Origin of the sequence: Streptomyces sp. CB02056, from assembly GCF_001905545.1 — a bacterium.
In the GTDB taxonomy this organism is placed as follows: Bacteria; Actinomycetota; Actinomycetes; order Streptomycetales; family Streptomycetaceae; genus Kitasatospora.
In genome coordinates this window covers 762,868-780,893 of record NZ_LIPD01000007.1, presented here as the reverse complement: position 1 = coordinate 780,893, position 18,026 = coordinate 762,868, and the positions used below count along the sequence as shown (strand labels likewise).

Annotated in this window: 16 protein-coding genes, 1 pseudogene and 2 CRISPR repeat arrays; of the genes and pseudogenes, 12 read left to right on the top strand and 5 right to left on the bottom strand. The window is 73.3% G+C overall.

What is annotated here, in order from left to right; genetic code table 11:
* From AMK13_RS22265 to AMK13_RS22250, 4 genes and pseudogenes are all read left to right on the top strand, one after another.
* A partial coding sequence (locus AMK13_RS22265) for an FG-GAP-like repeat-containing protein (RefSeq protein ID WP_143204607.1) occupies positions 1 to 448 on the top strand: 448 nt, incomplete at its 5' end.
* 121 nt (positions 449 to 569) lie between these two features.
* Positions 570 to 1,283 (top strand): annotated as a pseudogene (locus AMK13_RS22260) (histidine kinase); the annotation flags it as partial.
* A gap of 337 nt (positions 1,284 to 1,620) precedes the next feature.
* Positions 1,621 to 1,959, top strand: coding sequence for a hypothetical protein (locus tag AMK13_RS22255; RefSeq protein WP_143204606.1), 339 nt, complete (start codon positions 1,621 to 1,623; stop codon positions 1,957 to 1,959).
* 15 nt (positions 1,960 to 1,974) lie between these two features.
* Positions 1,975 to 2,184 carry a hypothetical protein gene (locus AMK13_RS22250; RefSeq protein WP_074003778.1) on the top strand — a complete coding sequence of 70 codons (210 nt, stop codon included), beginning with the start codon at positions 1,975 to 1,977 and terminating at the stop codon, positions 2,182 to 2,184.
* A 433-nt stretch (positions 2,185 to 2,617) separates the two neighbouring features.
* A CRISPR array of direct repeats spans positions 2,618 to 3,013; the repeat unit is 29 nt; unit sequence GGAGCAACCCCCGCGAGCGCGGGGCCGAC.
* 91 nt (positions 3,014 to 3,104) lie between these two features.
* Positions 3,105 to 3,624: a CRISPR direct-repeat array (repeat unit 29 nt; unit sequence GGAGCAACCCCCGCGAGCGCGGGGCCGAC).
* A gap of 297 nt (positions 3,625 to 3,921) precedes the next feature.
* Here the strand turns inward: AMK13_RS22250 and AMK13_RS22240 are convergent.
* Positions 3,922 to 4,725 (bottom strand): exodeoxyribonuclease III, encoded by an 804-nt coding sequence (locus AMK13_RS22240; protein WP_049649339.1) that lies wholly within the window; start codon positions 4,723 to 4,725, stop codon positions 3,922 to 3,924.
* Between the two features lie 324 nt (positions 4,726 to 5,049).
* Between AMK13_RS22240 and AMK13_RS22235 the strand changes: the two genes are divergently transcribed.
* Both AMK13_RS22235 and AMK13_RS42950 read left to right on the top strand, forming a co-directional pair.
* Entirely contained in the window at positions 5,050 to 5,823 is a 774-nt protein-coding gene (locus tag AMK13_RS22235) for a GntR family transcriptional regulator (RefSeq protein ID WP_074003854.1), read from the top strand.
* Between the two features lie 193 nt (positions 5,824 to 6,016).
* Complete coding sequence (locus AMK13_RS42950; RefSeq protein WP_074003776.1) at positions 6,017 to 6,442, top strand: hypothetical protein; 426 nt, start codon at positions 6,017 to 6,019, stop codon at positions 6,440 to 6,442.
* A gap of 27 nt (positions 6,443 to 6,469) precedes the next feature.
* Here the strand turns inward: AMK13_RS42950 and AMK13_RS22225 are convergent, their stop codons facing one another.
* The 3 genes from AMK13_RS22225 to AMK13_RS22215 form a co-directional block, all read right to left on the bottom strand.
* Entirely contained in the window at positions 6,470 to 7,633 is a 1,164-nt protein-coding gene (locus tag AMK13_RS22225; RefSeq protein ID WP_049649337.1) for an ROK family protein, read from the bottom strand.
* Positions 7,634 to 7,879: 246 nt separating this feature from the next.
* Complete coding sequence (locus tag AMK13_RS22220; protein WP_074003775.1) at positions 7,880 to 8,266, bottom strand: hypothetical protein; 387 nt, start codon at positions 8,264 to 8,266, stop codon at positions 7,880 to 7,882.
* A 38-nt stretch (positions 8,267 to 8,304) separates the two neighbouring features.
* The gene (locus AMK13_RS22215) at positions 8,305 to 9,876 is read right to left on the bottom strand and encodes a long-chain fatty acid--CoA ligase (protein ID WP_143204605.1); all 1,572 of its coding nucleotides are present in this window, start codon (positions 9,874 to 9,876) and stop codon (positions 8,305 to 8,307) included.
* A 338-nt stretch (positions 9,877 to 10,214) separates the two neighbouring features.
* Here AMK13_RS22215 and paaK point away from each other — a divergent pair, with 338 nt between their 5' ends.
* From paaK to AMK13_RS22200, 3 genes are all read left to right on the top strand, one after another.
* Complete coding sequence (gene paaK / locus AMK13_RS22210; RefSeq protein ID WP_074003773.1) at positions 10,215 to 11,564, top strand: phenylacetate--CoA ligase PaaK; 1,350 nt, start codon at positions 10,215 to 10,217, stop codon at positions 11,562 to 11,564.
* An 83-nt stretch (positions 11,565 to 11,647) separates the two neighbouring features.
* Positions 11,648 to 12,355 carry a class I SAM-dependent methyltransferase gene (locus AMK13_RS22205; protein WP_107418808.1) on the top strand — a complete coding sequence of 236 codons (708 nt, stop codon included), beginning with the start codon at positions 11,648 to 11,650 and terminating at the stop codon, positions 12,353 to 12,355.
* A 243-nt stretch (positions 12,356 to 12,598) separates the two neighbouring features.
* Positions 12,599 to 14,005 carry a pyridoxal phosphate-dependent aminotransferase gene (locus tag AMK13_RS22200; protein ID WP_074003772.1) on the top strand — a complete coding sequence of 469 codons (1,407 nt, stop codon included), beginning with the start codon at positions 12,599 to 12,601 and terminating at the stop codon, positions 14,003 to 14,005.
* Between the two features lie 69 nt (positions 14,006 to 14,074).
* Here the strand turns inward: AMK13_RS22200 and AMK13_RS22195 are convergent, their stop codons facing one another.
* Complete coding sequence (locus AMK13_RS22195; RefSeq protein ID WP_074003771.1) at positions 14,075 to 15,529, bottom strand: aminopeptidase P family protein; 1,455 nt, start codon at positions 15,527 to 15,529, stop codon at positions 14,075 to 14,077.
* 112 nt (positions 15,530 to 15,641) lie between these two features.
* On the opposite strand from AMK13_RS22195, the gene AMK13_RS22190 reads away from it, so the two are divergent.
* From AMK13_RS22190 to AMK13_RS22180, 3 genes are all read left to right on the top strand, one after another.
* Positions 15,642 to 16,265 carry a helix-turn-helix domain-containing protein gene (locus tag AMK13_RS22190; RefSeq protein ID WP_074003770.1) on the top strand — a complete coding sequence of 208 codons (624 nt, stop codon included), beginning with the start codon at positions 15,642 to 15,644 and terminating at the stop codon, positions 16,263 to 16,265.
* 132 nt (positions 16,266 to 16,397) lie between these two features.
* A complete protein-coding gene (locus tag AMK13_RS22185) occupies positions 16,398 to 17,036 on the top strand; it encodes a DUF6461 domain-containing protein (protein ID WP_143204604.1) in 639 nt (212 codons plus the stop codon).
* Between the two features lie 575 nt (positions 17,037 to 17,611).
* Positions 17,612 to 18,010 carry a hypothetical protein gene (locus AMK13_RS22180; protein ID WP_143204603.1) on the top strand — a complete coding sequence of 133 codons (399 nt, stop codon included), beginning with the start codon at positions 17,612 to 17,614 and terminating at the stop codon, positions 18,008 to 18,010.
* The last annotated feature ends 16 nt before the right edge of the window (positions 18,011 to 18,026 follow it).

The window sequence follows — 18,026 nt, the reverse complement described above, 5'->3', positions numbered from 1 at the left end:
CTTCTCCCAGACGACGGCCGGAGCCTTCCACGGCAAGGGCACCGGCGACCTCGTCGCCCGCGACGACTCGGACGGGCACCTGTACGAGTGGGCGGGGCGGGGAGACGGGTCCTTCGCGGCCAGGACCGACCTGACGGCCGGCTGGGGCGCGTTCTCCCAGACCACCGCCGGCGATTTCCGGGGGACCGGTCGCGCGGATCTGATGGCGAGGGAGGATGCGACGGGCAACCTGTACATGTGGCGGGGTAACGGGGACGGTACTTTCGCCGGTCGTGTGCTCGTCACCGACGGGTGGGGTCCGTTCTCGCAGACGGTCGCCGGTGACTTCCGGGGCACCGGCCGCGCCGACCTCATCGCCCGCAACGACACCTACGGCGTCCTCGACGAATGGACGAACACGGGCGGAGCCTCCTTCTCCCACGCCCTCCGGCTCACCGACGGCTGGTGACGGCCCGGCCGGCCCGTGCAACCCGTCCAACTCCTCCTGCCTGGCCCATGCGCTTGCACGGGACCACCCATCGCGGCCCCTGGCTGGAACATGCGGAAAAGGCTCACGACGTCGGCCGAGGTTGAACCTTCCCACGTCGGTCGTCCTGATCGCGCTCGGTGTCCCGGTGCTGACGGCCGTTCAGCGGGCTCGCCACCGGGCACTCCTCGGGGTGGACATCCCTCGGCTGACGCCCACGCCGGATCGCCGGTCGTGGGCGTCAGCCGCCCGGTGGCTCTTCTCGACACGGACCTGGTACCAGGTCGGATACCACCTCTTCCTGGGCCCGTTGCTGGCCGTGCCGGAGCTGCTGGTGCTCGCGGTGGCGATCGCGGGCCTGGCGGGCGCCACCGCCTTCGGTTGGGCGTGGGCGCTGCCGGCGCGGGTCCGCAAGGACTGGTTCGGGTACGCGACGCAGCTGCCGTGCTACCTGCTGGGCGGACTCGTCCTCCTGTGCGCCGTGCCCTGGACGGCGGGTGCGGTGGCCCGGGTCGAGTCGCGTCTGGCGGCGGCCCGTCTCGGGTCCAGTCGGACCCAGCAGCTCCGGGAGCAGGTCGACTACCTGGCCGAGAGTCGAACGGGCCTGATCGAAGCCGTCGATGCCGAGCGCCGCCGCATCGAGCGCGACCTGCACGACGGTACCCAGCAGCGGATGGTCTCGCTCGCGGTCAACCTGGGCCTGGTCATGGCCGCCCACCCCGGCATGTCGAACGAGACCCGCGCGGCGATCGCGGAGGCGCACCTTGAGGCGAAGGAGGCGATCTCCGAGCTCAACGACCTGGTGCGGGGGCTGCACCCGGCCGTGCTTGAGGATCGCGGACTGGACGCGGCGTTGTCCGGGCTGGTTTCCCTGCGGCTGGCCTTCCGGGACCTTCGCCGTCGCCGCACCGAGGCGGCCCCGCTGCTGTTGGTCATCACTGCCGCGAGCACGACCCTGGCCCTGGGCCTGTCACTGCGCGACGTCACCAGCCGGCCCTTCGAACGGACGAGGGCCGCCACCGCCGGACCGGACGTGGTGCTGCGGCTGTACGGCAAGCACACCGCTCCGGTGGTCACGGACGACCAGCTCGCCAGGTTCGGCACGGTCGCCGAAGCGCCGCGGCGGGCTGATCGCGCTGTCCACGCGACTGCCGGTGCCGATGCTGCTCGGCCTGCGGCTGGCGGCCCGGCGGCCCCGACGGGCGGTACTCGCCGCGGCGAGCGACGCCATTACCGTCAGTGGCATCGTCGCGGTGCTGACGGCCCGTCTGCGCGTCGCCTCCCAGGAGTTCTCCGGGCCCAACGCGCTGGCCGACCCGCTGTCCGAACGACTCGGCCAGACCATGCTGGTGATCACGGTCATGATCGGTGTGCTGGCCTCGATCAACGCGGTCTTCATCGTCTGGGCGACGGTCCTCGGCGCGCGCCGCTCCTCGGCGGTGGCCCGCGCACTCGGCGCCAACGCGGGCCAGGTGAGCGCCAGTCTGGTCTAGGCGCAGGCGATCCCGGTGACGGTCGGCGCCCTGCTGGGCATCCCCGGCGGCATCGCGCTCCTCAGCGGTGTGGGCAAGGGCGGGCCGGCGCACCCGCCGAGCCCGGTCGTCCTGCTGGCCGTGGTCGTCGGGACGATCACGCTGATCTCACTGCTGACCTCGTTCCCGGCCCGTGCCGGGGCCCGCCGTCCGGTGGCCGAGGTCCTCGAGGCGGAGGCCGCTTGAGCGGCGCGAAGGGGCCGCGGGGCCGCGGGGGGACGCAACGCCCCCCACGGCTCAATGGCCTTCGTGCGTCCGGAGTCAGGCCCTGGCGGCCCCTGCGGCGGTGGCTGCCACTATCGGGAAGTCGCCGACTGCGGGCACCTGGGATTCCTGGAGAACCCGGTGCAGGTCAACGCGGCGATCACCGAGTTCATGGAGCAACCCCGCGAGCGCGGGGCCGACAAGGGCATGGCCGCCTACGCGGGCGCCCGCCCAGAGCAACCCCCGCGAGCGCGGGGCCGACCGGGTGGTGAGGCTGGCGATGCCGGGGCAGCCCGAGCAACCCCCGCGAGCGCGGGGCCGACGAAGTGGGCGGGTCGAGCCAGGGGTTGGCCGGGAGTAACCCCCCACGAGCGCGGGGCCGACGTGACCAGCGGGATCGCGGCCAGCGAGGCGCCGGAGCAACCCCCGCGAGCGCGGGGCCGACCTGTACGCCTCGGTGCTGAACTTGGTGCAGATGGAGCAACCCCCGCGAGCGCGGGGCCGACTGCCCCGGTGCCTTGCCGTCGATCAGGCGGACGGAGCAACCCCCGCGAGCGCGGGGCCGACAGCCCGGCACCATTACCGCCGTCTCGTTCCGTGGAGTAACCCCCGCGAGCGCGGGGCCGACCCCGGCCTGACCTCCCTGGCCCGCATCCTTCAGGAGCAACCCCCGCGAGCGCGGGGCCGACGGTGGTCTGCTCGGACATTTGGTGGCGCTCGTTGAGCAACCCCCGCGAGCGCGGGGCCGACGACGACGATCGAGCGGGCGAGCAGGCCGGAGAGGAGCAACCCCCGCGAGCGCGGGGCCGACGTCGGCGCATCGGCGCAGGTCGGCGGTGGGGAGGAGCAACCCCGCTCGCGCGGGGCCGACGTGGTGCCGGTGACGGCGGTGATGATGAGCTCGGAGCAACCCCCGCGAGCGCGGGGCCGACGAGTCGATGCTGCCGAGCATGGTCGGTGCCCCGGAGCAACCCCCGCGAGCGCGGGGCCGACCGTGGAGTCGATGAGGGGCTACATCGGCCACCGGAGCAACCCCCGCGAGCGCGGGGCCGACAGGGCGTACTTCGAGAACGCCGGCGCCCTCCAGGAGCAACCCCCGCGAGCGCGGGGCCGACCGAGCACCACGTCCGCCGCCAGCGTGTAGCGCAGGAGCAACCCCCGCGAGCGCGGGGCCGACCCGGGCGAGCGCCCGGACCCCCGAGTCGTGGTGGAGCAACCCCCGCGAGCGCGGGGCCGACGAAACCACGCTCACCCTTGCACCAGTGGAGGTGGAGCAACCCCCGCGAGCGCGGGGCCGACCGCGGGGCCCTCCAGCTCCCGGACCTCGACGGCGGAGCAACCCCCGCGAGCGCGGGGCCGACGGGACGGCGGGGATGATGGTCGACTTCCCCGCGGAGCAACCCCCGCGAGCGCGGGGCCGACGCTTGCTGACCTGCGGTGATTCGCTTCAGCGAGCGCTATTTGATTCAGTTCGATTCGGTTGGCTATCCATAGTGGAGCTCATGGGTTGTTGGTGGAGCCGGCTGGCCTTGTGGTGATGGTGGACTGGATGGCAAGTGGCGAGCGGGACTTCGCAGGCGGGCTGACGCTGACCAGGGGCACGGTGGAGGTTCCCGGGTCGAAGACGCTTGGGGACGGCGGGGTGAGGAGGTGCCCCGGTGCGCGGTACGACCGCGCACCGGGGAACCTCCAGTTTGCCCAAGTGGTGCTATGCGTCGGTCAGTTGTCCACGTCGTAGGCCACGGTGACCGGGGCGTGGTCGGACCACCGCTCCGCGTGGGTGTCGGCGCGTTCGACGCGGGCGTCGGTGGCGCGGGCGGCCAGCGTGGGGGTGGTTACCTGGAGGTCGATGCGCCAGCCGGAGTCGTTGTCGAAGGCGCGGCCGCGGTAGGACCACCAGGAGTAGGGGCCGGTGCGGTCGGGGTGGAGGGCGCGGACGACGTCGACGTAGCCGGCCTCGTCGTAGACGCGGGAGAGCCAGGCGCGTTCCTCGGGGAGGAAGCCGGCGGACTTCTGGTTGGCCTTCCAGTTCTTGAGGTCCTCGGGGCGGTGGGCGATGTTCCAGTCGCCGCAGACGACGACCTCGCGGCCGTCGGCGGCGGCGCGGGCGCGCAGGGCGGTGAGGTGGAGGAGGAATTCCGCCATGAAGCGTTCCTTCTCCTCCTGGCGCTCGGTGCCGACTTCGCCGGAGGGGAGGTAGAGGCTGGCGATGGTCAGGCCGGGCAGGTCGATTTCGACGTACCTGCCCGAATTGTCGAATTCGTCCGATCCGAATCCGATCGCCGTGCGCTGCGGCTCCGCGCGGGAGAGGACGGCGACGCCGGCCCGGCCCTTGGTGGCGGCGGGGGCCCAGACGGCGTGCCAGCCGTCCAGGTCGCGCAGTTCGACGGGTAGCTGCTCGGGTTCGGAGCGCACCTCCTGGAGGCAGACCACGTCCGCCTCGGTGCCGGCCAGCCATTCGACGAAGCCCTTCCTGGCCGCCGCCCGGATTCCGTTCACGTTCACACTCGTCACCACGATCACCCGAGCAGCCTACCGACTGGGCGTTCCCGGCCCGAACCGTGACGCGCGGGGTCGGGCGGGTCCCGTCGGAGGGTGTCGATGGTGGTGACAGCGGCTGACAGGAGCTGTCGTGAACGCGGCATGAAGATGTGCGGCAGTCCCATCGAGCCCCGCCATTGGTCTTGACCATCTCCGGACGGAGCACCTAGGGTCACTTACTGCAAGGACCTTTAATAAAGAAGGACGGATAAAGGCCCGCTCTCCCACCTGCCGCGACTGCGGACAGTGGGCTCGGGATCCGCCCTCCTTGTCGCAGGGCGGACAAACTCACGGGTGGAGGACGCGGTGGGGACGACAGGACAGCTTTCGGCGGTGCCGGAGCCGAAGTACTGGCACCTGCGCACGGTGCTGCTGCGGGCCATCGACTCGGAGTTCTCCACCGGTCAGGTGCTGCCCAACGAGCGCGAGCTCTCGGCCCGCTTCGGCGTCGCCCGGGCCACGCTGCGTCAGGCGCTCGACCAGCTGGAGCTGGAGGGCCGCCTGGTGCGCCGCCGGGGGATCGGCACCCTGATCGCCGCCCCGCGGGTCGGCGTCCCGGTCAACCGGCAGGAGGAGGGCTGGCCCGGCACCGCGCGCAACCAGGCCTGGCGGACGGTCGACTGCACCACCGCCCCCGCCTCCGCGCAGCTGGCGAAGGGCCTCGGCATCGCTGAGGGCGCCACCGTGCACACCGTGCGCCGGGTCCGCCTGGTGGAGGGCCGCGCGGTGGCCAGCGAGTCGCTGCACGTCCCGGCCGCCGCGCTGCCGCACCTGCCGGGCTTCCGCGCCGAGAGCGACCGCGCCCGTTCGGTGCTGCGCCAGCTGGAGCGCCTGGAGGTGGACGGCGAGTCCCGCTCGGTCGAGCTGGGTGTCGCCGAGGCCGAGCAGGCCGCCCTGCTGGAGCGCCCGCCGGGCGCGCCCGTCCTGGTCATGACCACCCAGTACGCCTCGGCCGGCCGACTGGTGGCGCTGGCGGTGGCCACCTATCGGGCGGACACCTGCAAGCTGACCTTCGGCGAGGCCGGACTCGTCGAGGTCACCCCGGTCGGTGCGACGGCCGAGGTCCGTACCGCCTCCTGACGCACCACCCGTGAATCCCTGAACCCCTGAAGCCCCTGAACCATTTTCCGGAAACCCTCAGGTCGAGGCCCGGGCGCCAACTGGCGTCCGGGCCTTTGCCGTTGGGGCCCTGCCGTAAACCGGGCCGGGTCGCCTGGTAGCGTCCGCGTGGCAGTGGCACAGCCACGCAATGGGTGAGAACGGGGGTCGACCGGTGAACGCGGTCCTCGCATCGTGGGCGAAGTCGGAGGTGCTGGCCTTCGACTGCCTGTTCCGGGCGGACGGCACGGCCCGGGAGGCGGACATCGACGGGCCGGAGCACCTCCGGCTGGAGCTGGGCGGGCCGGTGGACGTGGCGGCTCTGGTGGCCGATCCGCCGTGGGACGCGGGCAGCGTCGAGGTCATCGACGAGGTCGAACTGCCGGACGGGCTGGGCTACGTGGTCCACGGTGACAGCGGCCTCGGGCACCTTGGCTTCATCGGTCGGCTCGGACCGGACCGCGGACTGCGGTGGCTCCTGACCACGTCGACCGGCAACCCGTTCGTTGGGGCGTCCGTCGACTGGCCGTTGGCGCACTTCGTCAACGACTGGGGCAGCACGCTCACCCTCGACCTGACCGACCCGGACTTCGCGCCCTGAGGTGACCCCCGCTCCTTGAGCGCGGCGTCAGGCCCGGGGCGGGTCGACGGCGAAGAGCTGTTCCTCGACGTGGTCGAGCGCGACGCGCAGGGCGCCCATCGCCACGACCTCCGAGCCGAGGGCCGCCAGGGCGACCTCGGGGGCGCGCAGGGTGAACTGGGCCAGGCGTTCGCGCAGCGGGTCCAGGACGCCGTCGAGGCCGGCCGCCCAGCCGCCGATGACCACCAGCTGGGGGTCGATGGCCAGGACGAGTGCGGCGACGCCCTGGACGAGGCGGGTGAGGAAGCGGTCCATGGCGACCTTGGCGACCTCGTCGCCCTCCCGGGCCAGCCGCAGTACGCGGGCCACGGCGGCCTCGTCCAGCGGGTTGAGGGGCTTTCCGGTGGTGGACAGCAGGCGCTCGGGGGTGACCTCCTGGCCGAGCAGGTGCAGGGCGCCGATCTCGCCTGCCGCGCCGCCGAAGCCGCGGTGCAGCCGGCCGCCGATGAGGGAGCCGGCGCCCGGGCTGAGGCCGGCCATCACGAAGACGACGTCGTCGGCGCCGACCGCCGATCCCTGCCAGTGCTCGGCGATGGCGGCCAGGTTGGCGTCGTTCTCGATCAGGACCGGGCAGCGGAACGAGCGCCGCAGCTTGGCGCCGAGGTCGAGGCCGGTCCAGCCGGGCATCGCAGTGCCCAGTTGGACGGTGCCCTCGCGGTCGACGATGCCGGGGGTGCCGATGCCGACCGCCCACAGGTTGTCGCGGGAGATGCCGGCCTTGCGCAGCACCTCGGCGACGGCGGTGCGGACGGCGGCGAGCCGGTCCTCGGCGTCGAGGGTCTCGTCCACCGGCTTGAAGTGACTGCCCACCACCTCGCCGGTGAGGTCGGCGAGGATGACCCGGATGTCGTGCACGCCGATCTCGATGCCGAGGATGTGCCCGGCCTCGGCGCGGAAGCGGAACCAGCGGGCGGGGCGGCCGCGGCGGCCGGTGCCCGGCTGGCCGTCCTCCCTCGGCTGCTCGACCTCGGCGACCAGTCCGGTCTCGACCAGGCCCTCGATCACGCCCTCGACCGTCGGGCGGGAGAGCCCGGTCTCGCCGACGAGCTGAGTGAGGGTCACGGAGTGGCCGTTCCGCAGCGCCCGAAGCGTGACCGCCGCGTTGATCCGCCGCAGCAGCGAGGAGTCTCCTCCGGTGAGCCGATCCGCCAATGCGATGCCCTTCGCCGTTCGCGCGACTGCCCTGGCGCGCGGTGTCGAGTGCGCGGTGCCCACCGAATGGCCCGCGGGGGTGCGCCCCCGGAGAACGCGGCAGGGCGGCAGGGGGCCGCCTGCGCGAGGGCCGGAGGACAAGCGGAGCCTACCCGGGGACGGGCCCGGGCGGCGAGGATCTCCGCAGCTCATCCAGGCTTCGGTATCGAAATGGTACGGATCGGGTGGCGGTGCGTGATCCGGACTTCACCGCCCGGCCACGGCGGGCCGGTAGGGGAGCCGCCGGGACAGCACCGACCGGAGGGAACGTTCCGACAGCAGCGGGCCGAGGCCGCGCCGGGAGCCGGCCGACAGGACGCCGAGGGTCGAGCAGGCCGAGCCGATCGAGCCGAGGGAGAGGACGGAGCCGATCGAGCCGATGGACAGCACCGACCCGATCGAGCCGATGGACAGCACCGACCCGATCGAGCCGAGGGAGAGGGCGGATCCGATCGAGCCGGTCGACAGCACCGACCCGATCGAGTCGATCGACCGGACGGACACGATCGAGCGGATCGAGCGGATCGAGCGGAGGGAACCGATGGAGCCGACGGACCCGCGGGCGGGCCGGGCCGGACGCGCGGAAGTGGTCATGACTTTTGAGCGTAGCCAGCCACACCCCCGGGCGCGCGTCAGTCCACCCGGGCCGCGAACAGCCGCTGCCCCAGCAGCCCCATCGGGTGTCCGTCCTCCGGCAGGGTCAGCACCGTCGGGCAGCCCGCGGTGGTGAGCGCCGCCCGCCACTGCTCGGCAGGGCGGGCGGTGAGGCCGTGGGCGTCGCCGGTGATCAGCAGGTCGAGCTGTTCGGTGGTGGGGGCGAGCAGCAGGAGCCGGCCGCCGGGGGCGAGCAGCCGGACCAGCGCCGGGACGTCCTGCACCGGTTCCACCGCCAGCCCGCCCGCGCCCGCCACCCCGCCCGCGCTCGCGATGACGACGTCGTAGCGCCCGCCGTCGGGGGCCGAGTGGTGCTCGGTGTGCGGCCGGGGCCGGGTGGCGAGGGCGCGGGCGACGGCGGGCTCGCCGCCCTCCGCGTCCAGTTCGAGGACGCGCAGCGGCCCGGGCCCCTGGTGGGCCTCGGCGGTGCCGCGCACCAGCGCGCCGAGGGCGGCGCCGAGGAAGCCGTGGGAGGCGGCCCAGCGGACGGGGGAGGCGTCCGGCCGGGGGGCCTCCTGGCCGGTGATCAGCCGGGGCAGCCGCAGGGCGCCGCGTCGGACCCGGTCCAGGGCGGCGGCCGGGCCGAGCCCGTCGGCCCAGGTCTCGGCGGCGGGGCGCCAGGCCTCCCGGACCTCGGCGGCGTCCGGCCCGGGACCGCCGCGGAAGACCGGGCCCTGGGCCCCGCCGTCCCGCCGGGTGAGCAGGCCGTGCCGGGCGAGTGCGTCCAGCCAGCGGACGACGCGGGGGCGTTGGGCGGGGGTGACCATGGCGGCGGCGAGGACCTCGGCCTCGGGGTAGCCGCGGGCGGGGTCGGTGAGCACGCCGTTCTGCTGGAGGGTGTGCAGGAGGGCGGCGAGCACGGCCCGGTCGAGCTGGGCGCCGAAGTCGTGGACCTGCTCGGCGGTGACGCCGATGCCGTACTTCCAGGCGGCGGCCGAGGCGTTGGCGGCGTCGGCGCGCAGTCGGCGGTCGGCGGCCTCGGCGTTGCTGTCCGGGGCGCGGACGTGGGCGAGGACGGCGCCGAGCGCGTCGACGGCGGCGTACACGTCCTCCTGCCGGGGTTCGGGGCCGACGTGCAGGACCAGGCGCAGCGCGGCGAGGTCGTGGGCGGCGAGCCCGGGCTGTCCGCTGAGCCGCCAGAGCAGGGCGGAGGGCAGGCTGAGGTGGGTGGCCCGGGCGGTGGCGACGGCTTCGAGCTGCTGCTCGGGCCGCTGGTCGGGGTCGCCGCAGTGGACGGTGCCGCCGGCCAGCAGGGTGGCGAGGGCGAGGTCGACGGCGAGGTCGGTGACGGGGTGCAGCACGGTGTGCCGGATCGGGGGTGCGCCGAGGACGCCGGCCCAGTAGCGCAGCCGCTGTTCGGCGGCCCGGGCGGCGGAGGGCGGCAGGGCGGCGTGCTCGGCTATGCGGCGGGCGAGGGCCTGGGGGAGTCCGCCGGGCGGGGAGACGCCGAGCAGCAGGCCGATGCCGCTGATCGCGCGCCCGTCGGCGACGACGGCGGGTCGGTCGCCGAGTTCGCGCAGCGCGCTGACCAGGGCGGGAGTCGTGGGCACGGTGATCACTCCGGGGTGCGGGACAGAAACCGCACTACTGAACCATGGGGGCGGGGCGGTGAAGGGCGGAAGCGAGTCAAACTTCTGTAATGATTTTCATATCGGCTAGCCAAGCTCTCGACACGAAGTTGCCGCGAAGCGGTCGGAACTTCACATTCCGGAAGGTCCGCGCGATCCCTTGACAGGTGGTTCGGGTACTGGATCAATGGAGCGCAGGGGAGCTGACCGAACGATCGGTCGGCTATCTCGGTCTGGGCGTCCTCGATGCGGGCGAACCTCGGCAGAGCAGCGAAATCGGCAGAGCAGCGCGAAATCGGCACAGCAGCGAAGGAGCGACGATGACCGGCACCGCACCCGTCCCGCGCCGACACCTCGGGGAGCCGCTACCGCCCGAGCTCCTGGACGCCGGCGAGCGGATGGGTCCGGACCAGCTGCGCGCCCACCAGCTCACCCGGCTGCGGGCCACCCTGCGGCACGCGTACGACAACGTCGAGCTCTACCGTCGCAAGTTCGACGCGGCCGGCGTCCGCCCCGAGGACTGCCGCACCCTGGACGACCTCGCCCGCTTCCCCTTCACCACCAAGGCCGACCTGCGCGAGGGCTACCCCTTCGGCATGTTCGCCGTCCCGATGGAGCGGGTCCGCCGGATCCACGCCTCCAGCGGCACCACCGGACTGCCGACCGTGGTCGGCTACACCGACGACGACCTCTCCATGTGGGCCGACGTGGTCGCCCGCTCGATCCGTGCGGCCGGCGGCCGGCCCGGCCACAAGGCGCACATCGCGTACGGCTACGGCCTGTTCACCGGCGGCCTGGGCGCGCACTACGGCGCCGAGCGGGCCGGCTGCACCGTCATCCCGGCCTCCGGCGGCATGACGGCCCGCCAGGTGCGGCTGATCCTGGACTTCGAGCCCGAGATCATCATGATCACCCCGTCCTACCTGCTGACCCTGCTCGACGAGTTCGAGCGGCAGGGCGTCGACCCGCGGAGCACCTCGCTGCGGATCGGCATCTTCGGGGCCGAGCCGTGGACGGAGGAGATGCGGCGCGAGATCGAGGAGCGGCTCGACCTGCACGCCGTCGACATCTACGGCCTCTCCGAGGTGGTCGGCCCGGGCATCGCGCAGGAGTGCGTGGAGACCAAGGACGGGCTGCACATCTGGGAGGACCACTTCTACCCGGAGGTCGTCGACCCGTTCACCGACGAGGTGCTGCCCGAGGGGGAGGGCGGCGAACTGGTCTTCACCTCGCTCACCAAGGAGGCGCTGCCGATCATCCGCTACCGCACCCGCGACCTCAGCCGACTGCTGCCCGGCACCGCGCGGCCGGCGTTCCGGCGGATGGAGAAGGTCACCGGGCGCAGCGACGACATGATCATCCTGCGCGGGGTGAACGTCTTCCCGACCCAGATCGAGGAGATCCTGCTGCGCACCCCGGGCGTCGCGCCGCACTTCCAGCTGCGGCTCGGCCGGCAGGGGCGGCTGGACACCATGACCGTCCGGGTGGAGGCCCGGCCGGAGGCCTCCGCGGAGCGGCGGGAGGCGGCGCGCGCGGAGATCGTCCGGGCGGTGAAGGACGGGGTCGGGATCACCGTCGCGGCCGAGGTGGTGGACCCGTACACGCTGGAGCGCTCGGTCGGGAAGATCAAGCGGGTGGTGGACGAGCGGGGGTTGAGCGAGAGGGGGTGAATCCGGCCGTCGGGCACACGGGTGGGGGCGTCCCGCCGGATGGGTGGCGGGGAGCACCCCCGCGCGGGCCCTATGCTGCGGACATGCCGAGTGAGCTGCGCACTCTCCGATCCGCTCTCCCGCCCGCCCTTCAGCCCGATCCTCAGACCGCCGAGGACCTCGCCTTCATCCGGCGGGAGACCGAGCTGAAGCCCGTCCCCTTCGTGCCCGAGATCAGCCTCCACATGGCCGAGGACGCCATCGCCCTGTGGGAGACCACCGAACGGGCGCGTGGGCGGGCCGGGCTGCCGCCGCCGTTCTGGGCCTTCGCCTGGGCGGGCGGGGTGGCGGTCGCCCGCTACGTGCTGGACCACCCCGAACTGGTCGACGGCCGTACGGTGTTGGACGTCGCGGCCGGCTCCGGGCTGGTCGGGGTGGCCGCCGCGCTGCGCGGGGCGACGGAGGTGCGCGCCGCCGAGATCGACGCCTACGCGGTGGCCGCGATCGGGCTGAACGCCGAGGCCAACGGGGTCCGGGTGGACGGCGCCCTGGTGGACCTGGTGGACGGCGACGGCGGGCCCGCCGAGGTGGTGCTCGCGGGTGACGTCTTCTACGAACGGGCCATGGCCGCCCGCTTCCTGCCCTTCCTGGAGCGGGCCGTGGCGCGCGGCGCGACCGTCGTCGTCGGCGACCCGGGCCGGGCCTACCTGCCCCGGGACCGGTTCACCGCGGTGGCGGCGTACCAGGTGCCGGTGGTCGCGGACCTGGAGGACACCGCGGTCAAGACCACGACGGTGTGGCGGCTGGGCTGACCGGCCAAGGGCACCGGCATCACGGACGACGGGCTGAAGCGGGTTCCCGGTCCGGACGGCGGGCCGGGGCGCGCCCGCCGTCCGGACGGCCGCCGAGCGCTGGCGGCCGGGTCCGGGGCGTGGTCGGCTGGGGCCGATGCGTGTGCGAACGGCATCGTCCGGCCGTGCCCGGCGTCGTTCGGCACCCTTCCGGCACCCTTGCTGGCGCGCTGCCGGACCCGCCCACCCGACAGGGGACCCACCATGACCATCACCGAGAACGGACTCAGGATCGCCTCGCCCCAGGCGATCGCCGACCTGCACGCCGGCCTGCCCGACTTCGAGCAGGCCCTTGCCTTCTACCACCAGCACCTAGCGCCGGACACCGCCGTCGACCTGTCCGTCGCGGAGAACGTCCTGCTCTACCACGACTCGATGCAGCGGGACGTCTTCGAGAAGATCCGGCTGATCCCCGAGCTGAACATCAAGTACATGGCCCCGGTCGGCATCCCGTGGCTGCGTCAGCAGGCGGCGGACCTGCTCACCCGGGCGTTCGGCCGCACGGTCGTGATGGAGGACGTCTTCGGCTGCGCCGGGGTCTCCTCCGCGCTGGAGTGCATCGCCTACGGGCTCATGCGGCGGCAGGGGACGGGCGGCGTGCCGCTCAAGCCCGGGGACGAGGTGCTGATCCCGGCGCCGTACTGGCAGGGCTTCAACTGGTCGTTCCAGGAACGGCCCAAGCTGAAGTGCGTCCCGGTGCACCTGCCCACCCACGGGGAGGACCGCTACCGGCTCACCCTGAACCTGATCGTGAACGCCTACGAGGCGCGGAAGGAGGCCGGGCACAACCCGCGGCTGCTCGTCCTCACCAATCCGCACAACCCGCTGGGCGTCAACTACCCGAAGGAACTCCTCGACGAGATCTACGGCTGGGCGCTCGCGCACACCGACCTCCACATCATCTCCGACGAGATCTACTGCCACTCCCAACTCGACACCGGGACGACGCCGTTCACCAGCGCGGTGGCCCTGGACGCGTACCAGGAGCACACCGACCGGGTCCACCTGGTCTGGGGCTTCGCCAAGGACTTCGGGCTGTCCGGCTTCCGCACGGGCTTCGTCATCTCCAAGAACGAGGCCGTGCACCGCGCCATGCTCGGCAGCGACGACCCGGCCGAACAGACCCGCGCACTGCCCTGGTTCACCCCGTTCGACTCGCTGAAGACCTACGTCATCGGGGAGCTGTTCAAGGCCACCGTCGACGGGGAGCCCTACCCGGTGTACGCGATGCGCGAGTACCGCACGCTGCTGAGCGCGAGCTTCCGCAGGACCAAGGACGCCCTGGACGCCGCCGGGATCGAGTACGTCCACCAGGACGGCGACAACGCCGCGATGTTCTTCTGGCTCGACCTCACCAGGTACCTCGGCAAGCGCGCGCCCGGCGAGCACGTGAACGGGCTGCCGGCCATCGGGCCGGACGGGCTCGACCCGAACGAGGAGTGGCTGTTCCGCTACCTCGCCGCCAAGCCCACCGAGGTCTCCCTGCTGCCCGGCGGGACCATGCACAACGCGGAGCCGGGCTTCTTCCGGCTCTGTTTCACCAGCCGGATGCCCGACGACGTCGAGGCCGCCGTGCGGCGGGTGGGCGTGGCGCTGCAGCAGCTGAAGTAGCCGGAGCGGCTCAGGTAGTCGTACGGCGCGAGCGGCACCGGGTACGCCCCGGTGCCGCTCTTCCGCTGCTCAGCCGCGCAGCCGGGCCAGCCAGGCCTCGACCTCGTCGGAGCGGCGCGGGAGGTCGGCGGAGAGGTTCTCGTTGCCGTCCTCGGTGACCAGGATGTCGTCCTCGATCCGCACCCCGATGCCCCGGTACTCCTCCGGCACCGTCAGGTCGTTCTCCTGGAAGTAGATGCCCGGCTCGACGGTGAGCACCATGCCCGGCTCCAGCGGGCCGTCGACGTGCTCCTCGGTGCGGGAGTGGGCGCAGTCGTGGACGTCGATGCCCAGCATGTGCCCGGTGCCCGCCAGGGTGAAGCGGCGGTGCAGGCCCAGCTCGTACACCTTGTCGGCGCTCAGGTCGCCGAACAGGCCCCAGGCGGTGAGGTGTTCGGCGAGCTCGCGCTGGGCGGCGTGGTGGAAGTCGCGGAACCGCCCGCCCGGCCGGACGGCCGCGATGCCGGCCTCCTGGGCCGCGTACACGGCGTCGTAGACCTTGCGCTGGAGCTCGGTGAAGCGGCCGCTGACCGGGAGGGTGCGGGTGACGTCGGCGGTGTAGAGGTGGTTGGTCTCCACGCCGGCGTCGAGCAGCAGGAGGTCGCCGGGGCGGGCGTGGCCGTTGTTGCGCACCCAGTGCAGGGTGGTGGCGTGCGGGCCGGCCGCCGCGATGGTGCTGTAGCCCACGCTGTTGCCCTCGACCCGGGCGCGGACGAAGAAGGTGCCCTCGATCAGCCGCTCGGCGGTCTCGGAGTCGGTGCCGAGGACGCGGACCACGTCCTCGAAGCCGCGGGCGGTGGCGGCGCAGGCGAAGCGCAGCTCCTCGATCTCGAACGCGTCCTTGACCAGGCGCAGCCCGGACAGGAAGACCTCGAACTCCTCGTCTCGCTCGGCGGTGATCCGGTCCGCGAGGGCCTCCTCGACGCCCGCGTCGTGGCGGCGCAGCACGCGCGCCGGGCCGGTGGCGGCGCGCAGGTCCGCGCGGGCGGTGCGCACGTCCCGGCAGGGCAGGCCGAACAGCCGCTCGCTCTCGGTCAGGCTGTTGCGGCGGCCGTCCCACAGCTCGCCGTGGCCGTCCAGCCAGAACTCGCCGTTGTCGGTGCGGGAGCGGTCGCGCAGGTAGAGCACGGCCTCGTGGCCGCTCTCCCCGGTCGGGGCGAGCACCAGGACGCCGTCCTCGGACTGGTCGCCGGTCAGGTAGGCGTAGTCGGAGGAGGGGCGGAACGGGTAGTCGGTGTCGTTGGCCCGCACCTTGGGGTTGCCGGCCGGGACGACCAGCAGCTCGCCGGGGAAGGCGGCGGACAGCGCGGCGCGGCGGCGGCCGGTGTGCGCGGCCTGGGGGACGGGCTCCAGGGCGGTGCGCTCGGTGTCGGCCCAGCCCTGCTTCATGCTCTCCGCGAGCTCGTCCGTGACCCCGCGGGTCAGGCCGTTCTTCCGGTACTTGATGGTCTCGGCGGGCTCGGTGGTCTCGGCGGGCTCGGTCACTGCGGTCTCCTGGTGAGGGTGAGGGCAGCGGGGTGTTTCGCTACGCTGCCCCGTCCGTCGGTGTGCGTCCCGTACGGTATATCGAACACTGCCGCAAGAGAAGAGGCCCAGCGTGAACGACGCCGAGGAATCCGTCCGGGGCGTCCTCGCCGCCAACCTGAAGCGGGTGCGGGCCCAGCGCGGACTGTCGCTGTCCGAGCTGTCCCGGCGGGCCGGGGTGGGCAAGGCGACGCTCTCCCAGCTGGAGTCCGGGGCCGGCAACCCGACGCTGGAGACGGTGCTCGGGCTGTCCCGGGTGCTCGGCGTGCCGATCTCCGACCTGGTCGAGGCCCGGCCGGCCGGCGAGGTGACGGTGGTGCGGGCGGCCGAGGCCGAGGTGCTCAGCGGGCGGGGCGTCGACCTGCGGCCGCTGCGCCGGATCGAGTCCGGGGACACCGTGTTCGAGCTCTATGACCAGGTGGTGCGCACCGGCGCCGCGCAGGAGTCCGGCGGCCACACCGGCACCGAGCACACCGTCGTCCAGGCCGGCCGGCTGGGCGTGCGGGTGGACGGCCGCGAGATCGAGCTCGGCCCGGGCGACTACATCGGCTTCGACGCCGCGCTCCCGCACGCCTACACCGCGCTGGACGGCGAGCCGGTCCGCTCGGTGCTGGTGCTGCAGTACCGGGCCGAGCAGCACGGCCACCTCGCCGAGGCCTCGCCGGTCCGGCCGGCCGCGTGGGGGCTCTGGCACTGACGCTCCGGCGCCGGGGCTCCGGTATCGGACGGCCTGACGGGCGGTTCGGTGGTCGGCTCGACGGGCGGTTCGATGGACGGTCGGATCGTTCGGAATACCGAACGAGCGGGTGGGTGCGGCAGGATGATCATCATGACGGACGCACTCACCTGGCTCGCCGAACCCGAATCGATCGCCTACGGAGGTTACAGCGTCGTGCTCGCCCGCGGCCTGGAGCCGGAGGAACTGGCGGCCCGGCTCGCCGAAGGGCTCCCGGAGCGCACGGCGCGGCCGCTCGACGAGCTCACCGCCGAGGACCTGGTGGAGGAGTACGAGCTGGAGTTCGCCGGCGGCATCGAGGACATCGCGCTGCACCACGGGCGCAGCGGCGACCTCGCCTTCGCGGTGGCGTACGGCTACTGGCAGGGGGAGCTGAGCGTCCGGCCGGAGGTCTCGCGCGGCGGCGCCGAGGTCTACCACCTGGAGTTCGAGGAGGAGAACGGCAAGCCGGTGCCGCCGTTCTTCAGCGCCCACCGGGACGGGCGGGAGGTCTGCTCCCTCAACCTCCACCTGGACCCCTCCTGGGGCCCCGGCGACGTCCAGGGCGAGCCGGCCACCGCCGCCGCCCTGACGGCCGAGCTGGCCGCCGTCGGCCTGCCCGACCACGACCGCGCGGGCGACGACCTCCACCGCACCTGCCTGGAGGTGCTCGGCCGGCACTTCGGCCTCACCCTGCCGCGTGATCTGGTGCGGGAGGCCGAGCTCCCGGCCCTCCTGCTGGAGACCGACTGACGGGGGCGGCCGGCCGAGGCTCCGGCCGGCGCGCCCCCTGCCCTGACCCTGATCCCCCCGGCGGCCGCGGAGGCGGCGCGCCGGGCGGGGTGGGGTGCGGGGTCAGAGCCGTTCGTCAGCCGAGCGTCAGCGACCGGGAGCGGGTCCGCCAGGCCTTGTCATCGGCGCGCTTGAAGGAGCGTGACATCGCTGATCAACTCCCCTCTCCGACGGGTGGCTTGGCGGGCTCCCGTGCTCACCGGGGTGCCTGACGCCGATTCTGCGCGAGGTCGGTGGGCGAGGAGAATCCCAGAAATCTGGGACATGCCCGTGCCACCCTTCGCCGTGAAGACCCGTTCGGGCGCGAGGGCGGTCGGCCTGGACTCCGAGGTGTGCGGCCCGAAGCCCGAGCCGGGGCGAATCGGGCCGGGCCCCGGGTGCGTCAACCCGCCGTGCGGATGTCCGCCCTGGGGCGCGAACTGCGCGGGAACGGCCCGTGAATTGTTCCCCGGTCGGGTGACGGTGCGGCCGGACGGCGGGGCCCTGCGGGCATCATGGGCCGCGACACGGGACGTCGCGGAACAGGGAGTCGACCGATGGGTAGGCCGATGGCGGAGTTCGGTTGCGCGAAGTGCTACGGCGAGGACGAACGGGCGGTGTGGGGGCGGCAGCGGGAGGGCTTCGAGCACGAGGCGGAAGTGGTGGACGGCTCGCGCTTCGCCGTCAACCTGCGGCGCTGCCTGGGGTGTTCGCAGCGGTTCGTGTGGATCTTCACCGAGGTCGTCGACTGGATGGGCGGGGACGACGCCCAGTACGTGACGATCATGCCGGTGACGGCCGAGGAGGCCACCGGCCTGAGGAGCGGCACCCTGCGCCCCCACGCCCTCGGCGCCCTCGGCCGCGACCGCCGCCACCTGAACCACGACTGGCCCACCGGCGGCCCGGCCCGACTGCACTGGCGCTCCGGCCGCTTCCTCGTCGCCGGGGCCCGCTGAGCAGTGGTGCCGCCGC